The following is a 20,280-nucleotide window of genomic DNA, read 5'->3' as shown; positions in this document are numbered from 1 at the left end:
TTTTTTGACATTTTTGCCACATTCTATTATTGATATGGCCGATCAGTCAAATAACCTTCAATAGTCAATAGTTATCAAATAACATGATTTTTATAGGTTTATTCGATAACCGATATAGGTAATCGATCGAGTTAACTATTTAACAAGCTGTTTAATGTAGATGAAACAAATATAACAATATGATTTTAAATTAATTATTTTGTAATTATAAAAGTATTTTACCTTTTATTTGAATGGTTCTTTATCAAAAATAAAGATAAAAATTATTAAATATAAATATGATATTTTTGTTAAGAAATGTAAATTTTAACTTCAAGAATCGACTAAATTGATATCACTTTACCTAGATAAAATAGAATTTTTGATCGAGTATTCTTCATTAGAAGAAACTCATAACGAATAAAACTAATCGGAACAATCTTAAAATTAGGTATAATTCTACCTATCTAATTTTAAGATTATTTAATAAAAGCGATTAAATCTTGATAAAAAATCTTAGCACTTTCAATATAGCCTTGTTTTGTTAAATGGACTAAATCTGGGCGAGCTAAATCTAAAAGTAACCACTTTTCTATAATGCCTTCTCCTCCCATGGCGGTCTGCCAATCCCAATATAACGTTTTTTCTTGTTTTGCTACATCTTGCTGTATTTGCCGAATTTGATAATAATTAGCCGGCCTACGATCGACAAGATTATCACTTTGAACTGTTCTTAACAGTGTGTCAGGTGAACTCATCAACAATACGGCTGCATGAGGAAGCGTTTCTCTTATTCTTTTTATATTTTCGACAAGATTTTTACGATACTCAGTTAAATCTAAAAGGGGATCAAAAGCTTCGTTAGTACCATATTCTAAAATCACCATATTACTTTCAGTTATTGTCAGCTGAGGATACCAATTTGGAGACCATTTTTGCCAAATAGACTGCTTCGCGCCATTAGTTCCAATCATCGAAACTATCACACCTGATTGCTGAGCCCGTTGCAACCAAATACCACCGAGTTCAGCCTCACCTTTATTGGTGCTAATCGTAAATGGTGCATCAATTTTTATTGGTGAAACCTGCCATTGACCAATTTTATTTTTTTGATTAAATACAATTTGATGAACTTTTTGCTTAGCGTCTAATAATTTTACCTTAGTTAATTTTTTGAGTGGTTTAATAATTAATTTAGCTAACCATATATTATTAGTGTCAATATTTTTGGGTATCACTTCGATATAACCATTATTTTTATTTGGTTCAGCGATATAACCTCCCATTGGAAAATCACGATCACTGGTATTTCGGCTACTGAAAAGTTGCCAATTACGACTTTTCCATGTCACACAAGAATGATATTGACCCGAGGCATACATTGGCGTTACCCAACCGATCCCTGCATCACCATATTTTGCTTGCAATAATGTTCTTAGCTCTCCAGTAAAAAAATCTGCTGCAGAATGTGAGTCACCAAACTGAGTTATTGTTACCACATGCATAGTGCGGTTTGGCTTATCCAATTGGTTGAGTGCATTTTTAAACGTTTTAACGTTTGAATCACCAAAATCAATAATTCCATGAAAAGAATCACCTTGCTTTGCTAAAGCTATATTGACTGTACTTAATAATATAGCGATGACTAATATCATAATATTGATTATAAATTTATCTATATTAAAGACTTTCATTATTCTATAGCCTTATTTTGGTTAGGCGCTTCGATGATCATTTCATTAATAATTCTATTGGCAAGAATTCGCTGACCAGAAACCGTAAAATGGATACCATCATCAATACGGACTTTAGTATTTCCATTACCATTCGTAACAAAGTTGGCATAATTGTTATCACTGCATCCTAACAATTCACTGGTAGGAACATAGTGCCCATTCATTTTTTCCACTTCAGATTGATATAGCGTGTTCAAGTACAACATATCATTGTGTAACTTTGTTTTTCGCATACAAGGCGCACCAAGCCAAATAACATTAGTGTGATTTAATTGTGCCGCGCTAAGAATACGATTAATTCGATAGCGATAAGTTGCTTCCCATTGTGATGATTTAAATTGCAAATATTTTGTATGCCCTTTAACGGGATAATCCCAAGGATCATTTGGCCCAAGAAAAACTACTAATACTTTTATTGAGGGATCTTGCTCTAACGTATCTTCAACAGTCTTTGGCCAATTAAACGCACCGGGATATGATAATCCTGTACTTTGTTTACTCAAATCAAGGCTTTCAATATTATATTTTTGATATAATGCACGTTTAACTCTTGGTGCAACGCCCTGCATCAAAGAGTCACCAATAAATAAAATTTTATCTGTTGGTTGAACCATAATTGGGGATGCTTTTTTAACTGCCTCTAACTGATTTATTGATGATTTTTTTTCATTTTCGGCATCAGCTAACGCTTCATTTTCAGTTTTAATTTTATTGCTAACTTCATCACTCGTTTTTGATGAAGTGTTAGTTGTACTACCTTTCTGTGTTTGAATAAAAGTAGATTGTGATGGTATTTCTTGCTGCTTAACAGCAGGGATCTCTTTTATTTCATCTTCAAGGCTAAGGTCATTGTTTGATTCATTATTATTAACAACTTCACTATGATTTTGTGATAAATCATCTGTTATTATCAGATGATTGTACTGTTCAACCATTTGAATATTAATATGTTCAACGGCTGAAAAATAGACGTCCTCTTTATTTAAGAGCCATTGATTTAATTTAGCAATTGATAAGAAAAATGGCTTTTCTTGCCAGCTTGATAATGGCATAGCTTGATGGTAAGTTTGTTGCCAATATACCGCAATTGATTGCTGGTATAGCAAGAGTAACCCTATTAATGTGGCGAAAAAAACATAACAAATTCTAAAAATATTCATCATACTGCCTAAAATCCTGCATAAATAAAATTAGGAATTCCCGATGGGGCAAAACTAATTACTATCCATAAAATGAGAATAAAGATAATTGGCAGAAATAACCAATGTACTCTACGCATATATTTGATTGTATTATTTTGTAAATTAGTAGCTAATGGGTATAAGTAATATCCCACAAGTAACAATAATATATAAACTAAAGAGTTAAAATGTAGTGAAACATCCGAAAAGTTATTCATTATTGCCGAGAGGTATTCTATTGACTCAGAAAAGCTACTACTTCGAAAGAAAATCCAAGCGAAACAGACATATTGGAATGTAATAAGTTTAGCCAAGAAAGCAAATCGATTAGCTAAAAAATTGCGCCCAAAATATTTATCGCCGATATTAAGTAGCACCATACCAACGCCATGCACGCCTCCCCAAATTAAAAAATTTAAGCTAGCGCCATGCCATAATCCTGATAGTAACATTGCTATCAACAAGTTAACTTGTGTTCTAAAAAAACCGCAACGACTTCCGCCTAAAGGAATATAAACATAATCACGGATCCAACAAGATAAACTAATATGCCAACGTTGCCAAAAATCTCGCAAATTAATGGCTAAATATGGCAAATTAAAGTTAATTGGCAATTTAAATCCAAGCAACAAGGCAATTGCGGTTACTAAATCAGTATAACCTGAAAAATTTAGATACAATTGGATCGCATAAGCGTATAAAGCGAAAATGAGATCTAATGAATTATATTCAGCTGGGCTTGAAAAAACAGGGTTAACCCATGTATCAGCTATTGCAGAACTTAACCAATAAACTTTCACAACTGCAAATAAAATTAATGTAAATGCGCGGTAAGGCTCTAATAATTCACGGCAAGTTTTAACTTTAATTTGCGGTAAAAAATCACGAGCCCGATTAATCGGACCTGCAACAATACTCGGGAAAAAAGATAAGAAGAGCATAAACGATATAAAATCAGTCTGTTTAATTTCCCTTCGTTTCACTGAAACAATATAACTAATCGAATGAAAGGTATAAAATGAGATCCCTATCGGCATAATAATTTCGGTGCTTGGAATTAACACACCTAAGCCTAGATCATTGATAACCGCTTGTAATGCATTACTAAAAAAGTCAAAATACTTGAAAATAGCAAGATTTACCATTGCCGCAATAATTGAAATACTAAACCAAAACCGCTGATATTTTGTCTTTTCAATCAAAAGAGATAAAACGAAGATTACCGTTGAGTAGCCCGCTAAAATTAATGCAAAGGTATAGTTAAATGAAGCTACAATGCCATAACTTGCAATTAGTAGCATATAATTTTGTAATACTGGCCATTTTCGGCAAGACCAATACAAACACAAAAAAATTAAAAACAGAACCGAAAATTCAATCGATAAATAACTCACACGAACCCTACTTAATATATTGCTGACTAACTCAGCTAAAATTAACGATTACATTATTAGAATATAAAAATTAAGATATAAAAACTAAATCCCTAATTTATCCCAGATTTCATCAATATGAGCGACAACTTTAACATCTTTTTTAATAATCGTCCCCCACTCGCGCATCGTCTCTCCTGACCATTTATTCGTCGCATCTAAGCCAACTTTGGAGCCTAATCCTGAAACAGGCGAAGCAAAATCTAAATAATCAATGGGTGTATTTTCAACAAAAGTAATATCTCGTTTAGGATCCATTCGAGTTGAAACCGCCCACATCACATCCTTCCAATTTCTTGCATTAATATCATCATCGCAAATAATGACAAATTTTGTATACATAAATTGACGTAAGTAAGACCATACCCCCATCATGATGCGTTTAGCGTGCCCTGCATACTGTTTTTTTATTGTTACAACAGCAATTCGATATGAGCATCCTTCTGGTGGTAGGTAAAAATCAACAATTTCTGGAAACTGCTTTTGTAAAATAGGAATAAAGACCTCATTAAGTGCAAGCCCCATAACTGAAGGTTCATCTGGTGGTCGACCAGTATAGGTAGAATGGTATATCGCATCTTTACGGCGAGTCAAATGAGTAATGGTAAAAACAGGGAACCGCTCAACTTCATTATAATAACCAGTATGATCACCATATGGCCCTTCTAACGCGGTTTCATCTGGGTCAATATAGCCTTCTAATACTATTTCAGCGCTGGCTGGAATTTGAAGATCACATGAAAGTGCTTTAACAACCTCCGTGCGATGACCTCGAAGTAACCCAGCAAATGCATATTCAGATAATGTATCTGGCACTGGTGTTACTGCACCTAAAATTGTAGCTGGATCTGCACCTAGCACCACAACCACTGGGAATTTCTCGCCTGGATGCGCTTTTTTCCACTCTTGAAAATCAAGCGCGCCGCCGCGATGTGACAACCAACGCATAATCAATTTATTTTTAGTAAGGCGTTGCAGACGGTAAACACCAATATTTTGTCGTTCTTTATAAGGCCCCTTCGTGATGGTTAAGCCCCACGTCACTAATGGTGCCACATCATCAGGCCAACAATGCATAATTGGAACTTGCATTAAATCAACCTCATCATCCTTTAACACCACATCTTGACAAGGTACTGAAGAACGCTGCTTTACAGGCATATTTAATACTTGCTTATATTTTGGTAGCTCAGAAAAAAATCCTCTGATACCTTTTGGTGGATCTGGCTCACGTAAAAATGCTAATAGATGCCCTACGTCTCGTAGTGCTGTGACATCTTGTTCTCCCATCCCCATAGCAACTCGCTTTGGTGTCCCAAATAAATTACACAATACTGGCATATCATAACCAATCGGGTTTTCAAATAACAAGGCAGGACCTTCTTTACGTAAAACACGATCAGCTATCTCGGTGATCTCTAAATGGGGATCGACTGGATAACTAATTCGCTTTAATTCACCCTGTTTTTCTAATTGGGCAATAAAATCTCTTAAATCTGTATATTTCACGTTTTATCTCAAAAGATGGATTCGAACTTACTTTAATTTATCTCACAACTAACATCAACTTATAAATAAAAACTATAAGTATATATAAATATATTATTTAACCTATTTTTGTCTACCTTATATTATAATACCAAGCTTTATACAATAAATATGATAACTAAATTATGCATAAACTTGCTGACAGGCTTGACCATTTTTCAGACTCTATTATTCGTCGCATGACTCGCATTGCAAATCAGTACGATGCAATCAATTTATCACAAGGATTTCCTGACTTTGACCCACCACCTGAACTCATTACGGCATTAAAACAGACTGCTGATAGTGGCCCTCATCAATATGAGGTCACTTGGGGTTCTGCTGAATTTAGACAGCTTTTAGCTAAAAAGCAGCAAAAACTGATGAATATCGCTGTCGATCCGAATGAAAACATACTTGTCACATGTGGCAGTACCGAAGCGATGATGTGCGCGGTTATGACCGTATGCAATCCAAAAGATAAAGTCATTATTTTTTCGCCATTTTATGAAAACTATGGTGCAGATGCGATCTTATCAGATGCGACACCAATTTATGTGCCTTTGATCCCACCTACATTTGAATTTAATAAAGAGCAGTTACGCCAAGCGTTTGCACAAGGTGCTAAAGCGCTCATATTATGTAACCCCAGTAACCCGTGTGGTAAAGTGTTCACTCGTCAAGAATTAGAATATATTAGTGAGCTTGCCATTGAATTTGATACTTATATTATCACTGATGAAGTTTATGAACATATAGTTTATGAGCCTTATCAGCATCTTTATTTAGCTAGTTTTCCGGGTATGAAAGAACGTACAATTACCTGCAGTTCATTATCAAAAACATATTCAATTACAGGTTGGCGCCTTGGGCACATTATTGCTGATAAAGCGATTATAGATGGTTGTAAAATGATTCATGATTTCTTAACTGTTGGCGCCGCTGCCCCACTACAAAAAGCAGCTTGTGCAGGCCTTGCTTTCAATGAAAACTATTATCATCAATTAACTAAAACATACAGCCAAAAGCGTCAACTTTTTTTAGATGGGCTTGATAAACTAGGTCTTACCTATTATCCGCCGCAAGGAGCCTACTATGTACTAGTTGATATATCAGCATTTAATCCATTTGCAACCGATCTTGAATTTTGCGAATGGTTAATAAAAGAAATTGGCGTCGCCGCAGTACCTGGTTCAGCATTTTTTAAAGAGCCCGAATATCGTTATATTCGTTTTCATTTTGCTAAAAAAGAATCGACATTACTCGCAGCATTAGGAAAATTATCAAAATTAAAGGAAAAATTACCATGTTAAAAAAAATCATTAGCTTATGCTGCGTGGTTATTCTAGCTACTCTCACTCTTACGGGCTGTGATAGTCATAAAAATGAAAATAAATTAGTTGTCGGCGTTGCAGCAGGCCCTTACGGTGATATGTTTAAAAAAGCGATTGCGCCTAGTTTAGAGAAGAAAGGTTATCAAATTGAAATTCGTGAATTTAGCGACTATGTTCAGCCCAACATCGCTTTAGACAATAAAGATATTGATATTAATCTATTTCAGCACTTAAATTATCTAAATAATTTCAAACAATCGCATAATCTAAATCTAACGGCGATTGCATTTGTACCGACAGCGGGTGCTGGTATTTTCTCCAACAAAATTAGTGATTTTTCACAACTAAAAGCTGGCGATCAAGTCACGATAGCTAATGATCTTACTAATGAAGCCCGTGCGTTAAGAATTTTACAAGAAGCAAGATTAATTAAATTAGACCCAGCAGTAAACCCTGCTGATGTAACACCTAAAAATATTATTGAAAATCCTTATCAGCTCGTTATTGTACCGATTGAAGCACCACAAACACCTCGTTCACTTGATAGCGCTGTTTTATCTGTCGTAAACGGCAATTATGCCATTGGTGCCGGTTTAGATTTAGCAAAAGCACTTTATACTGAAACACTTGATAAAAATTATAAAAATGTAATTGCAATTAGAACTGATTCTGTTGACACGTTAGGTAAAGATATTATTGATGTCCTTAATTCAGATGCGTTTACTCAAGTCATTGATGATAAAAATGGAATTTTCTACACATTTCAAAAACCAGATTATCAACTATATTAACTTATAATATAATTATCAATAGCATAACATCACTCAAACCTATAATTATTAATGGTTATAGGTTTTTTACCAATAAATTATTATAATAAATATAGAGTTATTATGAACAAACCACTTATTCAAGTCGACAATGTGTCGGTCTCTTTTCAAGTTAAAGATCACATTGTTGATGCAGTTAAAAACGTCTCATTCAATGTCTATGAAGGGGATATTTTTGGCATAATAGGTTCGAGCGGCGCAGGTAAATCGACTTTAGTTAGAACACTAAATCGTTTAGCATCCCCCACCTCAGGTCAAATTTACGTTAATGACACAAATATCGCGAGCTTATCAGGCAAATCATTGCAACATTTTCGGTTCAATGTTGGTATGATTTTTCAAAACTTCAATCTCGCATACTCAAAAACAGTTTACGAAAATATTGCTTTTGTACTAAAAGCAGCCGGAAAACGAGGCGCGGTAGTAAAAGAGCGCACCACGGAATTATTAAATTTAGTTGGCTTAAGTGATAAAGCATTCGCTTACCCAACCGAGCTAAGTGGTGGGCAAAAACAGCGCGTTGGCATTGCTAGAGCACTAGCAAACGATGCAAAAATATTATTATGTGATGAAGCAACTAGTGCCCTTGATCCACAGACAACAGCAGCAATTCTTGAACTTTTAAAACAACTGAATCGGGAGTTCAAATTAACGATTGTATTAATCACTCATGAAATTGATGTGATCAAAAAAATTTGCAATCGAGTTGCTGTTATGTCACAAGGTGAAATAGTAGAACTCAATAATACATTCGACCTTTTTGCCTCTCCCAAAAAAGATTTCACTCAATCATTTTTAGATATTGATAAAAACACAGATTTGCCTGAAAAAATAAAAAATAGCGTAAAAGGTAAATTAGTCCGATTACGTTATATCAATGAAAATGCAACAGAACCGGTATTATATCAATCGGCAAAACAAGCCAATGTAGCTTTTAACATTTTACATGGATTTATTGAATATTTTAATGACCAAGCATTAGGAAATCTTGTCGTAGAATTAATTGGAAATAATCAAAATATTAATGAGTTAATTCAGTCATTAAAAAATCATGATGTCATTGTTGAGGATATATACTAATGGGCAAATTAACCTATATAGAATTTATTGAATTATTATGGAACGCAGCAAAGGAAACCTTTGTAATGGTAGGTTGGTCACTACTAGCGGCAATCATTTTTGGTACTTTAATTGGTTTATTCCTCTACTTAACATCGAATCGATTATTTTTCAAAAATAAAATAATTAATCAAATATCGGGTTTTATTATCAATGCTACTCGCTCAATTCCTTTCTTAATTTTACTCGTTGCAATACTACCTGTAGGTGTTTATTTAGTTGGCACATCGATTGGACCCAAGGCGGTCATATTTCCTTTATCTATTGCGGCCATTGCGTTTTACGCACGGCTTGCTGAAAATGCGTTTAGCCAAGTAGATAACGGTGTTATTGAGGCTGCAATATCAAGTGGTGCCGCCTATTGGCGAATTATTACGGGGATCTTATTTCCCGAAGCATTTGCACAATTAATTCGACATGCAACAGTTACAGTCATATCCTTAATTGGTTACAGTGCTATGGCGGGAATTGTTGGGGGTGGCGGAATTGGTGATTTAGCTATTCGTTATGGATATCAACGTTACTATACCGAAATGCTAATCGTATGCATTGTGATATTAATATTAGTGGTACAATTGTTACAATTTTTAGGTGATACTATCGCAAATAAACTCGACAGACATCACAAATAAGAACTATCAATAGTGAAAGCTTAATATTTTCTATAATTTATGGCTGTTACTTGCTACACTACCAACGTTTTTAATTGATACTAAATTCATGTTTAGTATCAAAAAATAAATTAGGTACGTACAAAATACATTTTCACTGTATCAATACGTTTTACTAAGGTAAAAAATGGACGCAAAGAATCGCAATAAACTACTGCAATATGGCCGAGAATTGCTTGAACTAGAGCTACACGAAGCCCAAAAACTGCCAAATCGCCTTGGTGATGATTTTGTTAAAGCCTGTGAATTAATATTAGCAATAAAAGGCAAAGTCATTGTATCTGGGATTGGCAAATCAGGTCATATTGGTAAAAAAATTGCAGCATCACTCGCAAGCACAGGGACACCATCATTTTTTATGCACCCATCGGAAGCATTGCATGGTGATTTAGGGATGGTAACGGCAAATGATATCGTGATTCTAATCTCTTATTCTGGCAGAGCAAAAGAATTTAATCTAATCTTACCACTGCTAAAAGAGATGAAAGTACCTGTGATCGCAATTACCGGAGGTATTAACTCTCCTTTAGCTTCTGCTGCTGATTCTGTTCTAGACATTAGTGTAGAAAAAGAAGCCTGTCCAATGGGGCTAGCACCAACATCAAGTTCGACTAATACGCTACTAATGGGCGATGCTCTTGCGATTGCCTTGATGCGAATAAAAGAATTTAAAGAAGAGGACTTTGCTCGTTCGCATCCAGCAGGAAGCCTTGGGGCAAAATTACTTAACCATGTAAAAGATGTCATGCGAACAGGAACAATTGTTCCGCGTATCAATCATGATGCAACTGTTTTTGATGCTATGTTAGAATTAAGCCGCACAGGTTTAGGGCTTGTTGCTGTATGTGATTTGAGTGATAGTATCATAGGTGTATTTACGGATGGTGACTTACGTAGATTATTACTCAACAATGGGACGCTACAAGACTCAATTATTCAAGTAATGACAAAGCCTGGCTACCGTCTACCTGAAGAGTGGAAAGCTATCGAAGCACTAAAATCATTTAACGATCATAATATTACTGCAGCACCGGTCGTAAATAATGAGGGTAAATTGGTTGGTGCATTAAATATTCACGATTTACATCAAGCTGGGATTTATTGATAATTTGAAACAATTGAAAATCAAATTTTCATTGGCTATTTTAACAAATATGTTATCATTTTTTGATATAAAGCAATATCAGAAAATTCCTATTGCAAAATAGTACAATCTCCTGCGATAATCATCGCCCTAAATTTTTGTCGTTAGACGGAGACTATGACTAACTATTACAGTTAATCTTAATTTTTAAAAGATAAATTGTATATTTTTTAACCAATACAGATGATGAAATTATAATGGCAGAGAAGCGTAATATCTTTTTAATTGGCCCAATGGGCGCAGGTAAAAGTACTATTGGTAGGCAGATCGCTCAGCAACTTGGGATGGACTTTTTTGATTCAGATCAAGAGATTGAAAAACGAACCGGTGCAGACATTGCATGGATTTTTGATCTGGAAGGCGAAGATGGATTCCGCGCAAGAGAAGAAAAAGTCATTAATGAGCTAACCGAAAAGCAAGGTGTTGTTCTTGCAACTGGTGGTGGTTCTGTGTTATCAAAAGAAACAAGAAATCGTTTATCTGCTCGTGGGATTGTTGTTTATCTAGAAACGACTATCGAAAAACAGATGGCTCGTACGCAAAAAGATAAGCGCCGCCCATTACTTCAAGGTAGCGAAACACCTAAAACGCTTTATCAAGAGCTAGCAGAAGAACGCGTTCCTTTATATGAAGAAATTGCAGATATCACAATAAAAACTGATGAGCAAAGTGCTAAAGGTGTAGCAAGCTACATTATTGAAAAAATAGAGCAAATATAATATATCAAGTAATTGAAAACGATTATACTTGCTAAACTGAGCACTTGGGGTGACAAGGAGAAAATGTGAACGAATCAATCCGTCCTGAAAAGGAAGATCGCTATACTGTGGATAGTTCAGTAAAAAAAACCTTATCGCCTAAGCTCAATGGTCCTATACTATCAAAAAAGAAATGGATTATTCTGATTTTAGCATTGTGCGTTATTTTAATGCTATTAAGTTTTGCAATATTTAGCCCAGCATCCAAAGAACAGTTACAAACGACATCAGATGTAACTGATTCTACGGCTAGCAATACTTCAGTTCAATCCAATGAATACCAATCGCTAACACCACCTAAAATATCACGATCAGCAACAGAAACAAAACAAGAGAATTCAGCGACTAAAGAACGGTTAGAAGTTCCAGGTGAAGTTACTGATATTTTGGCTGATAAAATTTCAGAACTTAATGATAAAAATCAAGCATCTGATTCTATATTGCTAGAAGGTAAAAATAATAATATTGATAAAGAAATCAATGAGCAACCTTTGCAAAAAAAATTAGCGAATGATCACTATACAATTCAAATCAATTCTTCATCATCCCTTGAAAGTATGATGGCATTTGTGAAACAACATAAATTAACTAATTACCAAATTTATGAAACTCGTCGCTCACAAAAACCATGGTACGTGCTTATCAAAGGCGACTATGCGACCATTAAAGATGCAAAAAATGCCGCAAAATTATTACCCCAGGAATTACAGAAAAGTAAGCCATGGATTAAATCAGGTGAAATAGTTAATAAAGAGAAATCATCAAAATGATGATTTTTTCATCTAAATTTAATACCGATATGCGAGGTCTTATTTGAAAAAGCAACGCGCTTTTCTTAAATGGGCCGGTGGAAAATATACGCTTATTGAGAACATTATCAAACATTTACCTGAAGGCGACTTATTAATAGAGCCTTTTGTTGGTGCAGGTTCAGTATTTCTTAATACCAATTATGAACGTTATATCTTAGCTGATATCAACCAAGATCTTATTTCATTATTCAATATCATAAAAAAACAACCTGCTCAATTTATAGAAGATGCAAAGTTGCTATTTACTGAACATAATAATCAAACCACCGCATACTATGAATTGCGTGAATTATTTAATAGCAGTAAGGTTCCCTACCAAAGAGCACTACTTTTCCTCTATTTAAATCGTCATTGTTACAATGGACTATGTCGTTATAATAATAGTGGTCAATTTAACGTCCCATTTGGTCAATACAAAACTGTCTACTTCCCCGAAAAAGAGATAATTGCTTTTTCACAAAAAGCACAAAGAGCAGAGTTTATCTGCGCGCCTTATAACAAAGTCATGGCCAAAGCGAAACAGGGCGCGGTGATTTATTGCGATCCACCTTATGTACCGCTGTCACAAAGCGCTAATTTTACGGCCTACTATTCAATAAATTTTAGTATGAAAGATCAAAAACGTCTCGCAACATTAGCTGAAAAATTGGCAAAAAAAGACGTGCCAGTCTTAATTTCTAATCATGATACAACACATACTCGAGATTGGTATCAAAAAGCAGATCTTTATTTAGTTGAAACAAGGCGTTCAATTAGCTGCAATCAACAAGGCCGTAAAAAAATTGATGAATTATTAGCACTTTATTTATAATATTTACACCATATTTAATAGTCGTTATAACTTGAATATAATATAATTATTTCCCATTTTACCGATTATTCAATATGAATCTTTAAGAGGCTACAAATAATGAAAAAATTTTTAATTGCACCCTCAATACTATCGGCAGATTTTGCTCGGCTAGGAGAAGATACTCAAAAAGTATTAGAATGTGGTGCTGATGTCATCCATTTTGATGTCATGGATAATCACTATGTACCCAATTTAACTATGGGGCCAATGTTTTGCAAAGGTTTACGTGATTACGGCATTAGTGCACCGATTGATGTACATTTAATGGCCTCCCCTGTTGATGAATTAATTCTATCTTTTGCTAAAGCTGGCGCAAACAATATATCAATCCATGTAGATTCAACAAGACACCTTGATCGCTCAATACAACTAATTAAAGAGCAAGGCTGCACAGCTGGGATCGTATTAAATCCTGCTGTTTCACTTGATTGCCTTGAGTATATTATTGATAAGATTGATTTAATTCTTATTATGAGCGTTAATCCTGGTTTTGGCGGGCAATCGTTTATTCCCTATATTTTGAAAAAAATCACACAAACTCGAGAGCTCATTAATAAGAGTGGACGAAATATTCGCCTTGAAGTTGACGGCGGGGTAAAAATTGAAAATATAGCCGAAATAGCTAAAGCCGGCGCTGACATGTTTGTTGCTGGTTCAGCCATTTTTAGCCAGCCAAATTATCAAGTCGTTATTGATGCAATGCGTAAACAACTCGCGACAGTAGAGTAATTAAAATGAATAAAATAACCGATATTCAAGCAATCGCTTTCGATCTCGATGGCACCTTAGTTGATAGCCTTCCAGGTCTGTCACTAGCAATACAAAGAATGTTAACCGATTTATCCCTGCCGACGGTGAGCGCTGAACAAGTAAAGAACTGGATTGGTAATGGCGTTGATATCATGATAAAACGTACGTTCAATTGCGTCGGGGCACCTGACTCACTATTTGAACAAGCAAAGTTACTATTCAACCGTCATTATGATCAAGTCATCAATGATGGAACTAAAGTATTTCCAAATGTTATATCGACACTTGAGATCTTAAAAAAAAATAACTATCCAATGGCGCTAGTTACAAATAAACCTGCTCAATTTTTACCAGCACTATTAAAAGAACTCAAGCTTGATAGCTACTTTTCATTAATCTTAGGTGGTGGAGATGTCGTCAAACTCAAACCACATCCAACACCTTTATATCAAGTAATGGCAACATTTGGTTTATATCATGACCAATTACTATTCATTGGGGATTCAAAAAATGATATCTCCGCTGCTAAAAATGCGCAATGCCTAACCGTTGGCTTAACCTATGGTTATAATTATGGTGAATCAATTGCAACAAGTGAACCAGATTATATTTTTGATCACTTTGAACAAATATTAACATTATTACCGTGCCCGAAAGCTGAGCCAAAAAAATAATAAATTGAATTAAAATTAAATAGGGAAATATTATGAGTAAACCAATTGTATTCAGTGGCGCACAACCTTCAGGAGAATTATCACTAGGTAACTACCTAGGAGCATTAAAAAATTGGGTTAGCCTACAAAATGATTATGATTGTATCTATTGTATTGTTAATCAACATGCAATAACAGTGCGCCAAGATGCCGAAAAACTAAAAAAAGCAACACTAGACACATTAGCACTTTATTTAGCGTGTGGAATAGATCCAAATAAAAGCACGATTTTTGTTCAATCTCATGTACCGGCTCATGCTGAACTTGCGTGGGTACTCAATTGCTATACCTACTTTGGTGAACTTAGCCGCATGACACAGTTCAAAGATAAATCAGCAAGACATGCCGAAAATATTAATGCAGGTTTATTTGATTACCCTGTGCTCATGGCTGCTGATATTTTAATTTATCAAACTAATTTAGTTCCAGTTGGTGAAGATCAAAAACAGCACTTAGAACTTTCACGTGATATCGCATCTCGTTTTAATGCTCTATATGGAAATATATTTAAAGTACCAGAGCCTTTTATCCCTAAAGCAGGTGCAAGAGTAATGTCATTACAAGATCCGACTAAAAAAATGTCTAAGTCTGATGATAATCGTAATAACGTGATTGGATTACTTGAAAACCCAAAAGATGTTGAGAAAAAAATCAAACGCGCTGTTACGGACTCTGATGAGCCACCGGTCGTTCGTTATGACATTAAAAATAAGGCTGGAGTATCAAATCTACTCGATATCCTAACTGGGATCACAGGCAAATCGATTGCGACCTTAGAACAAGAGTTTGAAGGCAAAATGTACGGTCACTTAAAAACAGAGGTTGCCACGCAAGTTTCTAAGATGCTTAGTGAATTACAAGAGCGATATGCTCACTATCGTAATGATGAAAAAGCACTCTATGAAATTATGCGAGAAGGTGCGAAAAAAGCGGACATAAGAGCAAGAGAAACACTGAATCATGTTTATGATGCAATTGGGTTTGTTAGATAAAATGTTGGTTATATAAAAGTGGTTAAATTATGAAAATCATTATTCTTGGTGCAGGTCAAACAGGTAGTGCGCTTGCTGAATATCTTGTTACTGAACACGAAAATGATGTAACCGTTGTTGATGAAGCGGCTGATCAGTTACAGTCGCTACAAGAGCGCTTTGACTTAAGAGTGATTCAAGGTAAAGTTTGTCATCCACAAGTATTAGAAAGTGCTGGGGCCGAAAATGCAGATATGCTTGTTGCAGTAACTAACTCAGATGAGTCAAATATACTTGCATGCCAAATCGCACATTCACTTTTTAATATCGAACAAAAAGTGGCTCGCATCAGGGCTGTTGAATATAGTGATGATAAATATCAACTTTTCTCTATTGACAATGGTATTCCAATTAACCATATCATTTCACCAGAAAAATTAATTACCCAGCACATTAGTCAATTAATTCAATATCCAGGTGCATTACAAATTGCCTCATTTTGTGATGACAGAGTCTATTTAGTTGCGGCAACAGCTTACTACGGTGGAGCACTGGTCGGCAGTGAGCTCTCTGAGCTTAATGAACATCTACCTCATGTTGAGGTTAAAATTGTGGCCATTTATCGTCAACATAAATTTATCAGACCAATTGATTCAACAATTATTGAAGCGGGTGATTTGGTTTATTTTATCACTGAGCCTTCAAACATAAAGGCAGTAATTAGCGAGCTACAAAGGTTAGAAAAGCCATATAAACGAATTATGATAAGTGGTGGTGGTAGCGTAGCTGTGGCACTGGCTAAACGATTAGAAAATGATTATCAAGTTAAATTAATTGAACGTAATGCACAAAAGGCAGAGCTAATTGCCGATAAGCTAATAAATACGACTGTTTTACATGGTGAATCAGCAGACCAAGAACTACTCTCTCAGGAACAAGTTGAGCTAACAGACCTGTTTATTGCTGTCACCAGTGATGATGAGTCAAATATCATGTCATCAATGCTTGCTAAAAGAATGGGGGCTAAAAAAGTGATTGTCCTAATTCAGCGTCAAGCCTATTTGGAACTCATTAATGATAGCGTGATTGATATTGCAATCTCGCCACAATTAGCAACTATTTCTGAGTTATTAAGTCACGTAAGGCAATCAGGTATTGCCAAAGTGGTATCCTTGCGTCAAGGTTCATCGGAAGTAATTGAAATTATTGCGCATGGTGATAAACAAACCTCAAAACTAGTAGGTCGTTCGATTAATGAAATTAAACTACCATCAGGAATAACCATCGGCGCAGTAGTTAGAGGCGATGATGATGTTATTATTTCTCAAAATGAGTTAGTTATAGAAGATAATGATCATTTAATTATCTTTTTGCCAGATAGAAAAGCTATCAGTGAAGTAGAAAAATTACTCTGCACTTAGTAACTAAGTGCATTACTCCGTACCAATATGAATAAATACTAATTAAATATTATGCCTTATATACAATACCTACTCTTTATTTTATGTTCTATTTTCCCTTCCTTCTGTTTCGCTGATACTGTCTGGATGAAAAACGGTGATCAAATAACAGGTTCAGTAAAAGTCATTGATAGTAATAAAATGGTCATGGAAACAAAATATGCCGGAACGATTACAATTAAAGCAACAGAAGTAAAAACGTTTACTATTGATAAGCCAGCTGTTGTCAAAAATGATCTTTATGCAGAGAAATTTTTTATAAATGAGATAAAAGCATCAGAAGAAACTGGCGCAATTATTATCGTCGATAAAAAAAATGAAGAACAAACGGTATCAATCACAAATAATCTGATTTTATATAAGCAAAAAATAAATGAATTTATGGATGAAACAACCTTTAACGGCAATATTAAAGGTGGATTTTTCTTCGATAAAGGAACTAAAAAAACCGAACAATATATGCTTGATACGAATATTGTTGTTAAACATAATTTATGGCGACACAATGCTTCAACTAACTTTCGCCGCAGTTTAAAAAATGATAGCGTGAGTACTTATTATTATGTCGGACAATATAATTTAGACAAATTTATTACACCTGAGTTTTTCTGGCAATCAAGCGTTCAATATCGTCATGACTGGATTGAAGATATCTCGTCTAAAAAAAGCTTTGGTTCGGGTCCTGGTTATCAACTTTGGGACAACGAATTAGGATCATTTTCAGTTGCTCTACTTTTAAACTACCAAGAAATGCACTACCAAAATGGTGAACAATCTCGTCATCCCCTTAGCAATATGCGTTGGGACTATCAGCGCTTTTTTAACGGTAAAGCGATTCGCTTATTTACAAATGGCTCAATCGGTAGAAGTTTTAATGACTCAGTATCATTAGATCTTAGCGCCGCAATAGGCGCATCATATAAGGTCACTGATTGGTTTATTGTCAGTACTACTGTAAATAAAGATAGAGATAAAACCAAAGATGGTGATAGTAAAAATATTAATTACAATTTAGGCTTTGGTGTAACTTGGTAATGTTTATCAGCTAAGCAATTTAGCTGATAAAATCATCAATTTTATTTTGAATATCAAACCACTCTATTTCACTTTCATCAAGTGCAGCTTTAGTTTGGCTCTGCTTTAATAATAGCTGCGTCAGCATTTCTTTTTGTGCTTGTTCATAAATTGTGGGATCAGCAAGCTTTTCTTCAATATCTTTAAGCTCACAAGCTAGCTTATCCATCATTGCTTCAGCTTTTTGTAACAATTTTTTTAACGGTTGTAACTGAGCTCTTAACTCTGCTTCACGTCTTTTTTGTTCTTTCTTATCTTGAGCCGAAAGATTAGTCGTCGTTTCGTTTACAACACTGACTGATGTTATTTTTTGATCTTCCGCAAGCCACTTTTGATAATCATCTAAATCACCATCAAACTGCTCAACAAGTTGGTTATCAACTAAATAAAATTCATCTGTCGTTGAGCGCAGTAAATGCCTATCATGAGATACTACAACCAATGCTCCCTCAAAATCCATCAATGCCTCGGTTAAAGCTTGACGCATATCAAGATCTAAATGGTTCGTTGGTTCATCTAAAAGTAATAAATTAGGTCGCTGCCACACAATTAGTGCTAATACCAAACGTGCTTTTTCACCGCCAGAAAAAGTCCTTACTGGCTCAGTTACTTTATCGCCGCGAAAATCAAAACCACCAAGGTAGTTACGTAGAGCCTGCTCAGTATTTTTAACATCAGCAATTTGAGTTAAATGCCAAAGTGGTGATTCATCAACTCGTAAATACTCTAATTGATGTTGAGCAAAGTAACCCAATTGTATCCCTTTAGCTAATTGCATCTTACCTGATAATGGCGCTAACTCTCCAGCAAGTAACTTAATTAATGTTGACTTTCCGGCGCCATTTCGACCAAGTAAACCAATACGAGATCCTGGTACAAGATTTAATTTAATTTTATCTAATATAATTTTATCACCATAACCGGCAACGACTTTTTCCATCGTCAACAATGGGCTTGGTAATGAATCTGGTGCTCGAAATGAAAAATGAAAAGGATTATCGACGTGAGCAGGCGCAATTTGCTCCATTCGCTCCAACATCTTAATTCGACTTTGTGCCTGTTTAGCTTTGGTTGCCTTGGCTCTAAAGCGATCAATATAATGTTGTAAGTGAGCGACTTTTTGCTGTTGATGCTCATAAAGTGATTGTTGCTGAGCGAGTTTTGTTGCACGCTGGAGTTCAAATGAAGAATAGTTACCCGAATATTCAAATAGCGATTGCTGCTCAATATGAATAATTTTATCGACTAAAGGGTCTAAAAAATCGCGATCATGCGAAATCAGTAACAGGGTTCCGTTATAACTTTTTAGCCACTTTTCAAGCCACATAACTGCATCAAGATCTAAATGGTTAGTTGGTTCATCTAGCAATAATAAATTGGAACGGCACATCAGTGCCTGCGCCAAGTTAAGCCTCATTCGCCAACCACCCGAAAAAGACTTAACAGCCTCAGTAAGTTGTTCTTGAGAAAAGCCTAATCCATTAAGTAAAGCAGACGCTCTTGCTTGAATCGTCCAAGCATCAATAACATCAAGTTTACTATGAATTAAGGCGATTTGATTACCATCATTTTTTTCATTAGCTATAGCAAGTTCATTTTCTAAGCGGCGATACTCCCTATCTCCATCAATCGTATACTCAATAGCGGGAATATCAATTGCTGGCGTTTCTTGATTCACCCATGCAAGTTCCCAATGATTCGGGATCGAAAGCTCGCCAGCATCAGCGACAATTTCACCTTTTATTAATGCAAATAAAGTTGACTTACCAGAACCATTTTTACCTACAAGCCCGACTTTCTGACCTGGGTTAATTTTTGCTGATGCATTATCCAATAGTAAATTAATACCACGGCGGATTTGTATTGAAGAAAGGGTAATCATATTCTTATTTCTAACTTAGCTTTTTAGCTGTCTATCCTAACAAAAAAACAGTT

18 protein-coding genes are annotated in these 20,280 nt (G+C 35.2%); 13 read left to right on the top strand and 5 right to left on the bottom strand.

Features of this window, described 5'->3' with window-relative positions; all coding sequences use genetic code 11:
- Nucleotides 1-458: 458 nt before the first annotated feature.
- From RHO14_01920 to ubiD, 4 genes are all read right to left on the bottom strand, one after another.
- Nucleotides 459-1,673: a GDSL-type esterase/lipase family protein gene (locus RHO14_01920; GenBank protein WVD71567.1), complete on the bottom strand. Its 1,215-nt coding sequence runs from the start codon at nt 1,671-1,673 to the stop codon at nt 459-461.
- Nucleotides 1,673-2,878: an SGNH family hydrolase gene (locus RHO14_01915; GenBank protein WVD71566.1), complete on the bottom strand. Its 1,206-nt coding sequence runs from the start codon at nt 2,876-2,878 to the stop codon at nt 1,673-1,675. The genes RHO14_01920 and RHO14_01915 overlap by 1 nt, the downstream gene beginning before the upstream one ends.
- Nucleotides 2,879-2,883: 5 nt before the next feature.
- Nucleotides 2,884-4,290 carry an MBOAT family O-acyltransferase gene (locus RHO14_01910; GenBank protein ID WVD71565.1) on the bottom strand — a complete coding sequence of 469 codons (1,407 nt, stop codon included), beginning with the start codon at nt 4,288-4,290 and terminating at the stop codon, nt 2,884-2,886.
- An 84-nt stretch (nt 4,291-4,374) separates the two neighbouring features.
- Entirely contained in the window at nt 4,375-5,838 is a 1,464-nt protein-coding gene (gene ubiD, locus RHO14_01905; GenBank protein WVD71564.1) for a 4-hydroxy-3-polyprenylbenzoate decarboxylase, read from the bottom strand.
- A gap of 164 nt (nt 5,839-6,002) precedes the next feature.
- Here ubiD and RHO14_01900 point away from each other — a divergent pair, with 164 nt between their 5' ends.
- The 13 genes from RHO14_01900 to RHO14_01840 all read left to right on the top strand — a co-directional run bounded on the left by RHO14_01900 (nt 6,003) and on the right by RHO14_01840 (nt 18,306).
- Nucleotides 6,003-7,169, top strand: a complete 1,167-nt coding sequence (locus tag RHO14_01900) for a pyridoxal phosphate-dependent aminotransferase (GenBank protein ID WVD71563.1) — start codon at nt 6,003-6,005, stop codon at nt 7,167-7,169.
- Entirely contained in the window at nt 7,163-7,981 is an 819-nt protein-coding gene (locus RHO14_01895; protein WVD71562.1) for a MetQ/NlpA family ABC transporter substrate-binding protein, read from the top strand. The genes RHO14_01900 and RHO14_01895 overlap by 7 nt, the downstream gene beginning before the upstream one ends.
- 102 nt (nt 7,982-8,083) lie before the next feature.
- The gene (locus RHO14_01890; GenBank protein WVD71561.1) at nt 8,084-9,100 is read left to right on the top strand and encodes an ATP-binding cassette domain-containing protein; all 1,017 of its coding nucleotides are present in this window, start codon (nt 8,084-8,086) and stop codon (nt 9,098-9,100) included.
- A complete protein-coding gene (locus RHO14_01885) occupies nt 9,100-9,771 on the top strand; it encodes a methionine ABC transporter permease (protein WVD71560.1) in 672 nt (223 codons plus the stop codon). Before RHO14_01890 ends, RHO14_01885 begins: the two co-directional genes overlap by 1 nt.
- A 166-nt stretch (nt 9,772-9,937) precedes the next feature.
- Nucleotides 9,938-10,915, top strand: a complete 978-nt coding sequence (gene gutQ, locus RHO14_01880) for an arabinose-5-phosphate isomerase GutQ (GenBank protein WVD71559.1) — start codon at nt 9,938-9,940, stop codon at nt 10,913-10,915.
- Nucleotides 10,916-11,151: 236 nt separating this feature from the next.
- Complete coding sequence (gene aroK, locus RHO14_01875) at nt 11,152-11,673, top strand: shikimate kinase AroK (GenBank protein ID WVD71558.1); 522 nt, start codon at nt 11,152-11,154, stop codon at nt 11,671-11,673.
- Between the two features lie 65 nt (nt 11,674-11,738).
- On the top strand, nt 11,739-12,482 hold the full coding sequence (locus tag RHO14_01870; GenBank protein WVD71557.1) for an SPOR domain-containing protein: 744 nt from the start codon (nt 11,739-11,741) through the stop codon (nt 12,480-12,482).
- A 43-nt stretch (nt 12,483-12,525) separates the two neighbouring features.
- Nucleotides 12,526-13,335: an adenine-specific DNA-methyltransferase gene (gene dam, locus RHO14_01865; protein ID WVD71556.1), complete on the top strand. Its 810-nt coding sequence runs from the start codon at nt 12,526-12,528 to the stop codon at nt 13,333-13,335.
- A gap of 99 nt (nt 13,336-13,434) precedes the next feature.
- Nucleotides 13,435-14,106 carry a ribulose-phosphate 3-epimerase gene (gene rpe, locus RHO14_01860; GenBank protein ID WVD71555.1) on the top strand — a complete coding sequence of 224 codons (672 nt, stop codon included), beginning with the start codon at nt 13,435-13,437 and terminating at the stop codon, nt 14,104-14,106.
- 5 nt (nt 14,107-14,111) lie between these two features.
- Nucleotides 14,112-14,801, top strand: coding sequence for a phosphoglycolate phosphatase (locus RHO14_01855; protein WVD71554.1), 690 nt, complete (start codon nt 14,112-14,114; stop codon nt 14,799-14,801).
- A gap of 32 nt (nt 14,802-14,833) precedes the next feature.
- Nucleotides 14,834-15,832 carry a tryptophan--tRNA ligase gene (gene trpS / locus RHO14_01850; GenBank protein WVD71553.1) on the top strand — a complete coding sequence of 333 codons (999 nt, stop codon included), beginning with the start codon at nt 14,834-14,836 and terminating at the stop codon, nt 15,830-15,832.
- A gap of 29 nt (nt 15,833-15,861) precedes the next feature.
- On the top strand, nt 15,862-17,232 hold the full coding sequence (trkA, locus tag RHO14_01845) for a Trk system potassium transporter TrkA (protein ID WVD71552.1): 1,371 nt from the start codon (nt 15,862-15,864) through the stop codon (nt 17,230-17,232).
- A 126-nt stretch (nt 17,233-17,358) separates the two neighbouring features.
- A complete protein-coding gene (locus tag RHO14_01840) occupies nt 17,359-18,306 on the top strand; it encodes a DUF481 domain-containing protein (protein WVD71551.1) in 948 nt (315 codons plus the stop codon).
- Nucleotides 18,307-18,325: 19 nt separating this feature from the next.
- Here RHO14_01840 and RHO14_01835 read toward each other — a convergent pair whose 3' ends face one another.
- A complete protein-coding gene (locus tag RHO14_01835; protein ID WVD71550.1) occupies nt 18,326-20,227 on the bottom strand; it encodes an ABC transporter ATP-binding protein in 1,902 nt (633 codons plus the stop codon).
- Nucleotides 20,228-20,280 lie beyond the last annotated feature (53 nt).

This window comes from Orbaceae bacterium lpD04 (genome assembly GCA_036251935.1).
In the GTDB taxonomy this organism is placed as follows: Bacteria; Pseudomonadota; Gammaproteobacteria; order Enterobacterales; family Orbaceae; genus Orbus; species Orbus wheelerorum.
This window is presented reverse-complemented; position numbering and strand designations above follow the sequence as displayed.